Annotated in this window: 9 protein-coding genes and 1 pseudogene; 5 read left to right on the top strand and 5 right to left on the bottom strand. The window is 47.2% G+C overall.

All coding sequences use genetic code 11. From position 1 onward, the window contains the following. The first annotated feature begins 454 nt into the window (after positions 1-454). A complete protein-coding gene (locus NK638_RS05445; RefSeq protein ID WP_192995492.1) occupies positions 455-2,155 on the top strand; it encodes an AMP-binding protein in 1,701 nt (566 codons plus the stop codon). Between the two features lie 111 nt (positions 2,156-2,266). Here the strand turns inward: NK638_RS05445 and NK638_RS05450 are convergent, their stop codons facing one another. The 5 genes from NK638_RS05450 to sohB all read right to left on the bottom strand — a co-directional run bounded on the left by NK638_RS05450 (position 2,267) and on the right by sohB (position 8,054). After that, a complete protein-coding gene (locus NK638_RS05450) occupies positions 2,267-3,136 on the bottom strand; it encodes an SDR family oxidoreductase (RefSeq protein ID WP_274632224.1) in 870 nt (289 codons plus the stop codon). 159 nt (positions 3,137-3,295) lie between these two features. Next, on the bottom strand, positions 3,296-4,060 hold the full coding sequence (locus NK638_RS05455; RefSeq protein ID WP_274632225.1) for a histidine phosphatase family protein: 765 nt from the start codon (positions 4,058-4,060) through the stop codon (positions 3,296-3,298). A gap of 56 nt (positions 4,061-4,116) precedes the next feature. Beyond that, entirely contained in the window at positions 4,117-5,400 is a 1,284-nt protein-coding gene (locus NK638_RS05460) for a phosphotransferase family protein (RefSeq protein WP_274632226.1), read from the bottom strand. A 163-nt stretch (positions 5,401-5,563) separates the two neighbouring features. Then, on the bottom strand, positions 5,564-6,814 hold the full coding sequence (locus NK638_RS05465; RefSeq protein WP_274632245.1) for an acyl-CoA dehydrogenase family protein: 1,251 nt from the start codon (positions 6,812-6,814) through the stop codon (positions 5,564-5,566). 265 nt (positions 6,815-7,079) lie between these two features. Then, positions 7,080-8,054 (bottom strand): protease SohB, encoded by a 975-nt coding sequence (sohB, locus tag NK638_RS05470; RefSeq protein WP_274632227.1) that lies wholly within the window; start codon positions 8,052-8,054, stop codon positions 7,080-7,082. 340 nt (positions 8,055-8,394) lie between these two features. On the opposite strand from sohB, the gene aspS reads away from it, so the two are divergent. The 4 genes and pseudogenes from aspS (at position 8,395) to NK638_RS05490 (ending at position 13,139) form a co-directional block, all read left to right on the top strand. After that, positions 8,395-10,221: an aspartate--tRNA ligase gene (aspS, locus tag NK638_RS05475; RefSeq protein ID WP_274632246.1), complete on the top strand. Its 1,827-nt coding sequence runs from the start codon at positions 8,395-8,397 to the stop codon at positions 10,219-10,221. Between the two features lie 67 nt (positions 10,222-10,288). Further along, positions 10,289-11,248 carry a lysophospholipid acyltransferase family protein gene (locus NK638_RS05480; RefSeq protein WP_274632228.1) on the top strand — a complete coding sequence of 320 codons (960 nt, stop codon included), beginning with the start codon at positions 10,289-10,291 and terminating at the stop codon, positions 11,246-11,248. Between the two features lie 182 nt (positions 11,249-11,430). After that, positions 11,431-12,228: a glycosyltransferase gene (locus NK638_RS05485; protein ID WP_274632229.1), complete on the top strand. Its 798-nt coding sequence runs from the start codon at positions 11,431-11,433 to the stop codon at positions 12,226-12,228. A gap of 85 nt (positions 12,229-12,313) precedes the next feature. Beyond that, positions 12,314-13,139, top strand: a pseudogene (locus tag NK638_RS05490) (glycosyltransferase family 25 protein). The last annotated feature ends 5 nt before the right edge of the window (positions 13,140-13,144 follow it).

A 13,144-nucleotide genomic window follows, 5' to 3' on the forward strand; every position in this document is an offset into this window, starting at 1 on the left:
TCACTTTAGGGAGGGGAGGAAGTCAACTTATTTCACTTGCAACACATCTTATTTGATTAATCAAATTTATATATGTACTAAGAAGTTCTAGTATAATAATATCGATTTACGTTGTAGTTGTGTTAATGTATTGCCGGAATATGTCACGTATTATTCTGTTGCTTTAATTAAAGAAAACATTCGTTAAAACAACAGAATATCGTCGTTTTACCATATATATGTTTTATTTAACCTCGTGTGAAAGCGAGGTGCACAATCAATCGTTTAACCCATTCAAACCAGCATTTTTGATCGTTAAACACCATTGTACAAAGGCCACCATATGTTAGCAGTCAGTAATAGATAGGATAGCACTCGACCATATCGCACTCAGTGATTGAGCGCATATCGTTGACAAGGATGTGACTACTTTCTTATAGAACCTTAACTTATATCAAAATTAAGGACGCTAAATATGACTACAGATAAGCCTTGGCTTGCTCATTATCCAGCAAACGTACCAAAGAGCATCGACCCTGATCAATACGACAGCCTCATCGAGCTATACGAGGAGTGTTTTAACCGCTTTCGTATGCACCCTATGAGTGTCTGTATGGGCGTGACACACACGTATGATGACGTCGACAAAGCCTCATTGGCCGTCGCCGCATGGCTACAGTCGCAGGGAATCCCCAAAGGTAGCGTGGTGGCATTGATGATGCCAAACGTACCGCAGTATTTGCCCACGATGATCGGTATCTTGCGGGCAGGCTACGTATGTACGCCTATCAACCCATTATACACTGGCCGCGAGCTGCGCCATCAGCTCAACGATTCAGGTGCGCAAGTTATCTTTGTGGTAGACAACTTTGCCCAAGCGCTCGAGCAGGTCATCGAAGAGACGGCCATTAGACGTATTGTTTTATCCAAAATGGGCGACATGATGGGGCTTAAGGGTATTTTGGTCAATACCGTTATCCGTCAAGTCAAACGCTTGGTACCTAAGTACAACCTCAATGATCCTAAATATAACGTCACCAAATTCCCTGATGTCCTAAAAAAAGGCAAGAGTCTACCGTTTCAGCCCTCAAAAACCAGCTTAAGCCAAACGGCTATCTTGCAATACACTGGTGGTACCACTGGACTATCAAAAGGTGCCGTGCTCACACAGCGCAATGTGGTGGCAGCCGCCCTACAGTCAGAAGCATGGTATCGTCCGGTCACCTCTGAGATCAATGAAGTGTATATCAATATGGTCATGGCGCTACCGCTGTATCATATCTTTGCCTTTATGCTTAGCTTGCTTGGCATGCGCTCAGGTTATACCTTTATATTGGTTCCTAATCCGCGCGATATGCCAGGATTTGTCAAAACCTTATCAAAACAGCCTTTCCATATTTTTCCAGCGGTCAATACGCTGTTTAAAGGCTTGCTGGATCAGCCAAACTTTAAAGACTTGGATTTTAGCTCGCTACGTATCTCGCAGGCAGGTGGTATGGCGGCGACCGAACAAACCGCTGCACGCTGGCTGGATGTGACAGGATGCCCGATGATCGAGGGCTGGGGGATGACCGAAGGCGTGGCCGCTGGTACGGCCAATGTCATCACAGATCGTAAGTTCAATGGCACTATTGGTATTCCCGTCCCGAGCGTCGATATTATCGTCGTTGGCGAAAACGGTGAGCGCCTAGGACCCCATCAGGCTGGCGAGATGTGCATCAAAGGCCCAAATGTCACCTCAGGCTACTTTAATAAAGACAACAGTAAAGAGTTTACCAGCGATGGTTACTTCCGTACTGGTGATATCGTTAGTATGGATGAAAAAGGCTACTTTACCCTACTCGATCGTAAAAAAGACATGATTTTGGTCTCTGGTTTTAATGTTTTTCCTAATGAGATTGAGTCTGTCATGCTTGACTGCGACGACATTGTCGACTGTGCGGTGATCGGTATCCCTGATGAGCATCAAGGTGAAGCGGTCAAAATCTATATCGTGCCAGCGGACAACAATGTCACCAAAGAAGCCATCAAAGAGTTTGCGCTAGACAACTTAACGGGTTACAAATGCCCGCGTCATATTGAGTTTGTCAGCGAGCTACCAAAGAGTAACGTCGGTAAGGTACTGCGGCAAAAGCTGCGCGAACAGCATCAACTCGACAACCCGCAAACGCTTTAGTCAAAGCGTCTAACACTGCGGATACTGCAGCGTAAAAAGCCCTCTATACAGATATAGAGGGCTTTTTTTGTCTATTTATATTTTTATTGTATTTGCGTTTTAAGTGAGATGCTAACTGAACTTATTGACCACCTGTAATGGCAGATGCTTCATCGCCTTACCCACCACCGACCACGGCAAGCTTGGTACACAGGCTTCTTCTACCTCAGCCTCAATGGCGGTAACGATGGCTTTGGTGCCCGTTTCGGCATTGACCTCAAACGGCAGCGGTTTGGCGTTTTCATTGATCTCGGTACGTACATAGCCTGGATAAATCGTAGACACCTGAATGGGCAGATTGGTAAGTAGCATATCAGCACGAATACCCTCTGCAAGATGCGCCAGCCCCGCTTTGCTTGCACCATACGCCGTTAGGTGTTTGGGCAAACCACGCATGGCCGACATACTAGAGATCACCACCAAGTGACCGCTGTTTTGTGCGCGAAAGATATTCATCGCCGCTTCACACTGTGCCAGCGCGGATATAAAATTGATCTCGACTGTATGACGGTTGGTTTCAAAACGGCCTTTACCAATACGGCGACTATCTCCCACACCCGCATTGACGACCACACGGTCGATACCATCGAAGTCCACAGCAAAGGTATCAAACACTGAAAATATCTCGTCATAGTTGCTCACATCCAAAGCGCGATACTCGACCCGAATGTCCGGATACTCTGCCACTAGCTCTGAGGTTAAACGCTCTAGGCGATCGGTACGGCGCGCACAAATCGCCAAATTATAACCAAGCTTGGCAAAGAGTCTGGCCATCCCTTCACCCAAGCCTGAGCTGGCTCCTGTGATGAGTACGGTTTTGCCGCGCCCGACTTGTTGTTTGCTGCGTTTTTTTAGATACCGATCCGGGTATAGTGCGCTTAATATCTGCCGCTTGCGCTGCTCGGCTTTTTGCTTGACGACCTTTAAAATATGATTTTGCATAGACAGTCCTTGATATCTTATAATGAAATAGCGCTTATTTTATCATCAGACAAGATAAGCGGATGATACGCGGCGATCATAGAGGATGGCATTCGTCCTTAGCCGCAGCCGCGAGCGCCGTTGTCTTACTATAGCGTATCCATGCCGTCAGATACCAACTTATCGCCACGTCACAAACCCTTTGCCTGCTGAAAACAGGTGACTATACTCATTTAAAGACAGCAAACGCGTTCGCTCATTTTTAAAGGTGATCGCCGTCACCCCAGTATTGACCAGACTTTTATTAATCTGATAAGCCGTTGAGCTGCCCTGCTTTAATAGCTGAGCTGTGATGGCCGCGATCACGCCACCTGAGGTAAAAACCAGCACCGTACTGTCACGATTTAGGCTCATATCCACCACTTTTTGTCGTACCTGCTCGAGCGCCAACTGGGCGCGGTCGTTGAACTGTGGCCAGCTCTCTAGATAGTCATCATCGCACTCGCCGCCATGCCAGCGCTGCATCGCTTGATCAAACAGCTCGGCCAAACGCTTAGATGGGACCTCTGCTTGCGCAATCTCGGCCGCGATTGCCGCGCGATTGCCAAAAGCTGGATGAAACTTCATCAAGACGTCTTGATGATTAAACTCATCAAACTGCGGCAAGACATGGCGATCCGTATTGTCTAAGTCAATGGCAGATACGAGCGGCGGCGTTTGGTTTTGATCTCTGCTCGCAAAAGACTGATAGCGCTGCCAAAAGTGCCGCGCTGAGTCTTGCTGCCTGACCAAGCTGCCGGTAAAGATGGCATCGATACGGCGCTGGGTGTTTGCATAATGCTCACCTAACATCTGCGCCTGAATACTGCCCAACTCTGAGAGCTGATCGTAGTTTGCTTGCCCAAAGGACGCCTGACCATGACGTGCCAGAAGTATGGTGGTCATAAAATGCTGCCTTTTGTTATTAATCCAACGGTATTTGTTAGCGGCGTATCAGCGCGTTACTCGTCCACCGATGACGACGTCTGGGTAAAGTAACTTTTTGGTAAGATACTTTTGACAATTTTTTGTACAGGACTGGGTAGCTGTGCGATGGTAGCAGCATCGACGCCCATGTCTGCTAAATGCGGCTGCACGTGACTGGTAAACAACGCCTCGCCCTCATACTGAGCGATCAGCTTTAAGCACTTGGCATGCAAGACATGGACGATGATCCAAAAGTTTTTAAAGGCAGGGTTGGTGGTTTGTTTATGATAATAGCGATAATAAATTTGCTGTACGATACCCGCTAAGCGAAACAACCCAAACACCTCATAAAACGTCCAGTTGTCTATCTGTAGGCCCGTACGCTCCAGATAATAATCCACCACTTCCTCACGGGTCATCATGCCCTTTAAATGCGTGGGCTGACGGCGGGACTGCTGCATGATCATGTTATCGTCGGCTTCTATCCAGTAAGCCAAAGCACTGCCCAAATCCATCAACGGATCGCCCAAAGTCGCCATTTCCCAATCGAGCACACCAATGACTTTGGTTGGATCCGTGGCATCTAAGATCACATTATCAAAGCGCCAGTCGTTGTGAATCAAGCAAGTTTTACTATCGGCAGGTGTGTGCTTAGTCAGCCATTGACGCACCAACGCAAAGCTTGGCACATTGGGTGTTTTGGCTTTGACATAGCGCTTATCCCAGCCTGTCACTTGGCGCTCGCAGTAGCCCTCACCGCGGCCAAGCTCGACCAAGTCAGGATGCGCGCTATAGTCTACTTGATGTAGATCAATCAAGGCGTCGATGACATTGGTGCATAATGCGCGTATTTGCGATTCATCTAACTCAATCCCTTTGGGCAGATTGGCACGCGGAATGATGCCTTCCATACGCTCCATGACATAAAAATCCGCTCCGATGACTGACTCATCGGTACATAGCGCCACCATATTTGGCACATAAGGGTAAGCGTCTTTTAAGGCTTTTTGTACCGTGTACTCACGCACCATGTCATGCGCCGACTTGGCTTTGGTGCCTTTTGGCGGACGACGTAAGATCAAATCTTGCTCTGCACCCGTGCCTTCATATTGTAGCCGGTACGTCCAGTTTGATGCGCCGCCTGAAAACTGAGTGACTGTTGGCTCGCCTTTTATATCAACACCCTGCTCGCGTAGCCAGTCGCTGACCGCGTGAGCATCCAGCTCTTCGCCTTCGCGCACTGCGCCGCCTTTATCTAGGACGCTGCTCGGTGACTGGTCATCGTTGTCAGTAGAGTTGGCATGAGTATCAGTAGCCATAAGATGTTCCTTATCATGTGGTCAATTAAAGTAATCAATCATTACTGTAAGGCATCTGCATTATCGTCGCTTTGCGCCTTGTCTAGCGCCATTTTAGCGATTAGCAGTGCCTATTTGTGAATGTTCAACACGTTATGAATGTGCAACGCGCCCTACTCTTATATTAAGATTTAGCAGGTTTCGACGAGCGGCTAAAACCTTGACGCTTTAGCTCAAGTTTGGCAATCATGGTTTTATGCACTTCATCAGGGCCGTCAGCTAGACGCAGCGCGCGAGCTTGTGCATAAAATGACGGCAACATCGTGTCTTGGCACACACCCATACCGCCATGGATTTGAATCGCCATATCGACCACTTCTTGCAATACTGTGGGTGCGACGACCTTTATCGCAGAGATTTCAGTGAGTGCCGCTTTGGTGCCTTGGGCATCCATTTTTTGCGCGGCGTATAGTGTCAATAGACGTGCTTGGTCAATCTTAACCCGAGCATCACTGATACGCTCAAAGTTACCGCCCAGCTGGATCAGTGGCTTACCAAAAGCCGTCCGTGCCATGCCGCGTTTGACAGCCAGCTCCAACGACTTCTCAGCCGCACCGATACAGCGCATACAGTGATGAATGCGGCCTGGTCCTAAGCGGCCTTGGGCTATCTCAAAGCCCATACCCGGCCCGCCGATAAAGTGACTGGCTGGCACACGCACATCATTAAAGCTGACCTCTCCATGACCATGCGGCGCATCATAATCACCAAATACTTTGAGCATACGCTCGATTTTGACGCCAGCGGTTTTTGCCGGTACTAGTACCATCGAGTGCTGATGGTGACGGTCTTTATTCTCATCAGGGGTATAGGCCATGACGATTAATACATCGACCGCAGGATCACCCAGACCTGACGACCACCACTTGCTGCCATTGATGACGATTTCGTCACCTTCGACCACCGCCGTCGCTTGCATATTGGTCGCGTCACTGGAAGCCACCTCAGGCTCGGTCATACAAAACACCGAGCGCGTCTTACCTTCTAACAACGGCGTAAGCCACTGGTCTTGCTGCTCTTTTGAGCCATAGCGCCATAACAACTCCATATTGCCACTATCAGGTGCATTGCAATTGAATACATAAGGCGCCAGCAAACTACGACCCGTCAGCTCAGCAATCGGTGCATAGTCGGTGACAGACAAGCCAGCACCCAACTCATCATCTGGCAAAAACAGGTTCCATAATCCAGCGTCACGTGCCTGCTGACGCAAGCTCTCGTATTTTTCAGGCCACTGCCATGTGGTCCAGTCACCATCAGGGTTTTGTGCATGACAATCTTGCCAAAACTGCGCTTCTATTGGCTCGATATGGGTCTCGATGAACGCTTTGACTTTGGCATACATGGCCTGACCATGTTCTGTTGCGGTAAACATCAGGGTTTGACTAGACATAGTGACTTCCTTTTCTCTACTTATGGTTAATGACTCTTATAAATTTCACATCGAAATTTTAATAAAACATTATAGTGTACGTACGTATACTCTCTTTTGTCCGCTACATTTATAACACAGTGATTATCAATAAACAGCAAAAAAGGCGCGACCAGCTAGGCCACGCCTTTTACAAAACACAAACACTTTATCAGTCAATCATAAAGCCTGCAGAGCTGACGACTAAACAACCTTTTGATATTTCATGTTATTTTAGGATATTTAAACGACTGTTTAATTCAAAGCGCGCCAAGGCATCTGGCAGCTTGTCGAGCGCCACATGTAGAGTCGCCTCTGCTGCTTGCGCCAGTCCCAGCTTTTCTGCGAGCGTTGGTTTTTGTCTTGAATGCAGGGCATACACCTCACTGTCTTCCATACGTGCCAAGATATAGCTGTCGGAGGTTTGTAGCTCATCGACCAAGTTTAGCGTCAAGGCATCTTCGCCATACCAGTGCTCGCCTGTCGCGACTTTTTCTAAGTCTAGAGCTGGACGGTAGGTGTTGACAAAATGCTTAAACAGCGCATGCGTCTGCTCAAGCTCTTCTTGATACTTGGCGCGGTCTTCGGCGTCGTTTTCTCCAAATACCGTCACGGTACGCTTGTAGTCGCCAGCGGTAAACATCTCATAATCGACATCGTGATTTTTGAGCCATTTATGAAAGTTTGGCAATTGAGAGACCACCCCGATCGAGCCGATCACAGCAAACGGAGCAGCCACCACTTTATCAGCCACACAAGCCATCATATAACCGCCACTCGCCGCGACTTTATCAACACAGACAGTCAGAGTTAGACCGGCATCTTTTAGACGAACCAACTGTGCCGCAGCCAACCCATAACCATGCACCAAGCCGCCGCCCGATTCTAGACGCACCACGACTTCATCACCCTTGTTGGCGGTGCTAATCAGTGTGCTAATCTCTTCACGCAGATGCTTGACGGCTGTGGCCTTGATATCTCCATCAAAGTCCAGCACAAAGACCTGTGGTTTGCTTTCGTTGTTTTTTTTCTTATTTTTTGCTTTTAGCGCTTGTTTGGCTTTTTTTGCCATGCTTTTTTTGAACTGCTTGAGGGCGGCTTTGCCTTGTGTGGCCTCCATCAAATCTTCACGGCGCTGCTTCTGCGCTTCGTTTAGATGGCGTACTTTTAGCTCGATAGGGTTTTTGGGTGGATGAAATAGCATGATGGTCATTTCCTCAATTCGGTAGATATGTCAGTAGATCTAATGATAATGTTGCTGTTATTAATGTGCAGCTGATATGTGCCCGATTGGCCGTATTTTCAAGCACGATGACATTATTTAACGTAGAGACTCTGGCAACCGCTAGTTGTATAACAATGCCAGATTAGGCATAATATGCGTTTACATCAAATTACTGCAGCCTGCGCGATGACCATTTGTCTGAATCGCGTATTTGTGCTTTTTTGCACAGTGCCTAACTGGTGCCATGCCAATGATGGCTGCATTATTATATTTCGAACTGGGCTGACAACTGGATAATTATATTATGACGCAAAGCACTATGACGCATAGCGAATACCGAGACGAATATTGCGGAGCCGTAACCGAAAGCTTACTTGAGCAAACCATCAGTGTCGTAGGCTGGGTACATCGTCGTCGCGATCACGGTGGCGTGATTTTTTTAGACATGCGTGACCGCGCCGGTATCTTGCAGGTCGTCGTCGATCCTGATACGCCAGAGGCATTCGCGACGGCTGATGCAGTACGTCCTGAATATGTGCTAAAAATCACTGGCCGCGTACGCCGCCGTTATGAAGGCACCGAAAACAACAATATGACCAGTGGTCAAGTTGAGCTATTGGGCAAAGAGATCGAAGTACTGGCCAAATCTGAGACCCCGCCGTTCCCATTGAATGACGAAAATACCACGGTATCAGAAGACTTGCGTCTTAAGTATCGCTATCTAGATATGCGCCGCCCACACATGCAAGAGCGCATGGTGTTCCGTGCCAAGGCCACCTCAGCGATTCGTCGTTATCTCGACGATCACGGTTTCTTAGATGTTGAAACCCCTATCTTGACTCGTGCTACGCCAGAGGGTGCGCGTGACTATCTGGTGCCTTCACGTACTCGCCCAGGTAACTTTTTTGCTTTGCCGCAATCACCACAGCTATTTAAGCAGCTGCTTATGGTGTCAGGATTTGATCGTTATTATCAAATCGCTAAATGCTTCCGTGATGAAGACTTGCGTGCCGATCGTCAGCCAGAGTTTACCCAAGTAGATATCGAGACTTCTTTCTTAAATGAAGAAGAAATCATGAATATCAATGAAGGCTTGATCAAGCACCTATTTAAAACCATGCTTGATGTCGATTTTGAAGACTTCCCGCGCATGACTTACGCCGAGGCGATGCGTGACTACGCCTCAGACAAGCCTGACTTACGTATTCCATTAAAATTGGTCGATGTGGCTGATTTGATGAAAGATGTTGATTTTAAAGTCTTTGCTGGTCCTGCAAACGACCCTAAAGGCCGTGTGGCCGCGCTACGTATCCCAGGCGGCGCTTCACTCAGCCGTAAGCAAATCGATGCCTATACCAAGTTTGTCGGTATCTACGGCGCGCGCGGTTTGGCTTATATTAAAGTTAATGATGTAAGCTTGATCAACAACGGCGTTGACAAAGAGTCTGGCCTGCAGTCGCCTATCATCAAAAACATGACTGATGACGTCTTGGTTAGCCTTATCGAGCGTACTGGCGCAGAAGATGGCGACATTATTTTCTTTGGTGCGGACAAAGCCAGTGTGGTAAACGATGCCATAGGTGCTCTACGTCAAAAAATCGGTCTAGACTTAGACATAACCACGTGTGAGTGGGCACCGCTTTGGGTGACCGACTTCCCAATGTTTGAGCAAACTGACGATGGCCGCTGGACCTCTATGCACCATCCATTTACCAAGCCTAAAGGCTCGGTAGATGAGCTGAAAAACAGCCCAGAAACCGCGCTTTCTATCGCTTATGACATGGTACTAAACGGTACCGAAATCGGTGGTGGTAGCTTACGTATCAATACCCTCGAGATGCAGCAAGCTGTATTTGAAGCGCTAGGTATCGATGAGCAAGAAGCCGAAGAGAAATTTAGCTTCTTACTTGACGCCTTAAAATTCGGTGCGCCGCCGCACGGTGGTCTTGCCTTTGGTTTGGATCGTTTGATCATGTTAATGGTAGGTGCAAGCTCTATTCGTGATGTGATTGCTTTCCCGAAAACCAAAACTGCTGACTGCCCATTGACCCAAGCCCCTGCTGAAGTCGATAGCAAGCAGCTACGTGAGCTTGGTATCCGTGTGCGCGAAAAAGCACAAGCCGACAGCAATAGACCTGCTCAGTAAGCCCTCAGATAATGTTTAACTATTCTTTATCTGACGGACTACACGATTCATCACTGCGTGAGTGGTCATGAATCCGTACCATATCTTTAAATACGTGCCACTGTCCGTCCTGCAGATAGTGGCACGTTTTGTCGCTTGGGTTATCATAAAGATACCCAGCTTGAGCATCATGCGCACTGTCAGTATCAATATGGCGCTGATTGCTGATTCTTTATCAGACCAGCAAAAACAAGCGCTGACTAAAGAGATTATCTATCATCAGTGCTTGACCAGTATCGAATCGATCAAAAGCTGGGCGATGCCGCCTGAGTGGAGCATCAAGCAGATACGCGATGTCCACAATAAAGACATTTTGTTAGAAGGTCTTGCCAGTCCAAACGGTATGCTGGCCATCGTCCCGCATCTGGGTACGTGGGAGATGATGAACGCGTGGCTCAATCAATTTGGCGCCCCGACTATCATGTATAAACCAGTCAAAGGCGACGTCATCAATGACTTTATCTTGCAAGGCCGCTCGCGGTTAAATGCCACGCTGGTACCCACCGATGGTAGCGGGGTCAAGGCTATTTTTAAAACTCTAAAGCAAGGCGGCTTTAGTATTATATTGCCCGACCATGTCCCTGATCCGTCAGGCGGCGTGGTTGTGCCATTTTTTGGGATTGAGACGTTGACCAGTACGCTGGCCTCTAAGCTTGCCAGTAAAACCAAATGCGCTCTAGTCGGTCTGTCTTGTATTCGCCGTGATGATGGGCGCGGATTTGATATTTATTGCTATAAGCTTGATGATCCAGCGCTGTATGATCGCGATGCAAAAACAGCAGCGCATGCGCTCAATCTGGCCATGCAGCACATGATTGAGGATAAATGCAGTCATTATATGTGGGGCTATCGGCGCTTTAAGCATATCCCTGAGCTAGACAACCCTTATACGGCTGACAAAAACGCTTTGGCAGACTTTATTTATAGTAATAACCAACATCGTAAGCGGCTTGATAATGACAGGCAGAACGCTCATCGCACGCCCTGAGTCTTCGCCCGCAACAACCCTATAAAACGATAATACAATCTGTTAAGCAGTGGCAAATACCATAGACATTGGTTATGGTAATATAAATCAGTCGTCATCGTTGACGATACTGCATGACCGATACAACACGTACCTAAACTTTTATAAATCTACTCTCTACTGAACTTTAATATGAGTGCATTATGGCAACTGACATAACCCAGCCCTTATCAGACACCCTGACACAACCAGATTATACAGCCGAGCAGCGTTATGTCATCTGTATGAAGTGGGGTGATAAGTATGGCCCAGAATACGTCAACCGCCTATACAATATGGTGAGCCGCCACCTGACATTGGACTTTCAGATGGTATGTCTGACCGATGACAGTACAGGTATTGACCCTGCCGTAAAATGCTACCCAATACCTGAGCTGGATCTACCTGCGGGCCCTGAGCGTGGCTGGAAAAAACTCACCACCTTTAAGCCTGAGCTGTATGACCTCAAAGGGGTGGCATTATTTTTAGACATCGATATCGTCATCGTTGATAATATCGATGGATTTTTTACCTATCAAGCAGCACACCCAGACAGCGTCGTTATCATTCGTGATTGGAAAAAACCATGGCGCATGATTGGCAATAGCTCAGTCTATCGTTTCAAAGTGGGACAAAACACCTACCCTGAATTACTGGCAAACTTTGAGCGTAATTTTGAGAACATTCGCACGCAGGTGCGCCATGAGCAGGCTTATCTATCGAACTATCTGCGCGAGCATCATCATTTAGAGTATTGGGATAAAGACTGGTGCGTGAGCTTCAAATACCAATGTATTGCCCCTATTCCATTCAATCTGGTACGTGCCCCGACCCTACCTGAGGGCGCAAAAATCGTCATCTTCCATGGTGAGATTAATCCACCAGACGCCATCAAAGGCGGAGGCGGCAAATGGTACCGTCATGTAAAACCAAGTCCATGGCTTGAGGAGTATTGGCAGTAGTGGTGACGAATTTGTACTGAACGGTTTAAAATACATAACGGCAAAGAACAAACGCATCACAGCATATCAATACTCGAGGAAAACAATGAAAGTACAGACCTACCTAATCAACCTTGATGGTAGCCATGAGCGCTTAGAGAATGCAAAACAGCAACTCGATAGCATCGATTGGAGTTTTGAGAGATTTCCTGCTTTTGACGGACGTGGCAAACCACTGTCTAGTTTTGAGAATTATGACTGAGAGATTTCCTGCTTTTGACGGACGTGGCAAACCACTGTCTAGTTTTGAGAATTATGACGACCAGCAAGCAAGACAAGCGCTCGGTCGTAGCCTGTTAAACTCCGAGATTGGTTGCTATCTTAGCCACTATCATTGTGTATCGGCATTTTTAGAGAGTGATGCCGACTACCTAATCGTTTTAGAAGATGATATGCAGCTGTCTGATGACTTTAAAAGCGTGACCACACAGCTGTTAGATTTTTTGTACACCAATAAAAATCTAGAGTGGCATGTAATCAACATTGCCGCTAATAAAAAAAAGCTAGCAAAAGATATTACCCAAATTAATAATCATACTTTGTGGCATGCTTATTATTTTCCTATTTTAGGCCTAGGCTTGATATGGTCTAGAAAAGGAGCAGCAGAGTTTATAGAAAAAGGCAAAACGATTACCATGCCAGTTGATGTATTTTTTCAAAACTGGCTCAGCCAAAACGCTAAAGGTTTGGGGGTTTGGCCAGCGTTGGTCACGCCCACGGATATGGACAGTGATATTTGGAGTGAAGCAAAAGCAAAAAACATCCAACGTAAAGAGCTGGAGAATAGAGACTGGTCTTATAGCCTAAAAAAGAAAAAAAGAATACTGCATAACAAAAGTATTGCCATCAAAAACTCATATTCCCATAAGTAGCCCCT

It is taken from the genome of Psychrobacter sp. A3, from assembly GCF_028823565.1.
Lineage (GTDB): Bacteria > Pseudomonadota > Gammaproteobacteria > Pseudomonadales > Moraxellaceae > Psychrobacter > Psychrobacter celer.

Bases quoted from the DNA above. Each gene is read 5' to 3' on its own strand.
- NK638_RS05450 (WP_274632224.1), bottom strand. From the start codon at position 3,136: ATGCAAAATCATATTTTAAAGGTCGTCAAGCAAAAAGCCGAGCAGCGC.
- NK638_RS05485 (WP_274632229.1), top strand. From the start codon at position 11,431: ATGGCAACTGACATAACCCAGCCCTTATCAGACACCCTGACACAACCA.
- NK638_RS05480 (WP_274632228.1), top strand. From the start codon at position 10,289: ATGAATCCGTACCATATCTTTAAATACGTGCCACTGTCCGTCCTGCAG.
- NK638_RS05455 (WP_274632225.1), bottom strand. From the start codon at position 4,060: ATGACCACCATACTTCTGGCACGTCATGGTCAGGCGTCCTTTGGGCAA.
- aspS (WP_274632246.1), top strand. From the start codon at position 8,395: ATGACGCATAGCGAATACCGAGACGAATATTGCGGAGCCGTAACCGAA.
- sohB (WP_274632227.1), bottom strand. From the start codon at position 8,054: ATGCTATTTCATCCACCCAAAAACCCTATCGAGCTAAAAGTACGCCAT.
- NK638_RS05460 (WP_274632226.1), bottom strand. From the start codon at position 5,400: ATGGCTACTGATACTCATGCCAACTCTACTGACAACGATGACCAGTCA.
- NK638_RS05465 (WP_274632245.1), bottom strand. From the start codon at position 6,814: ATGTTTACCGCAACAGAACATGGTCAGGCCATGTATGCCAAAGTCAAA.
- NK638_RS05445 (WP_192995492.1), top strand. From the start codon at position 455: ATGACTACAGATAAGCCTTGGCTTGCTCATTATCCAGCAAACGTACCA.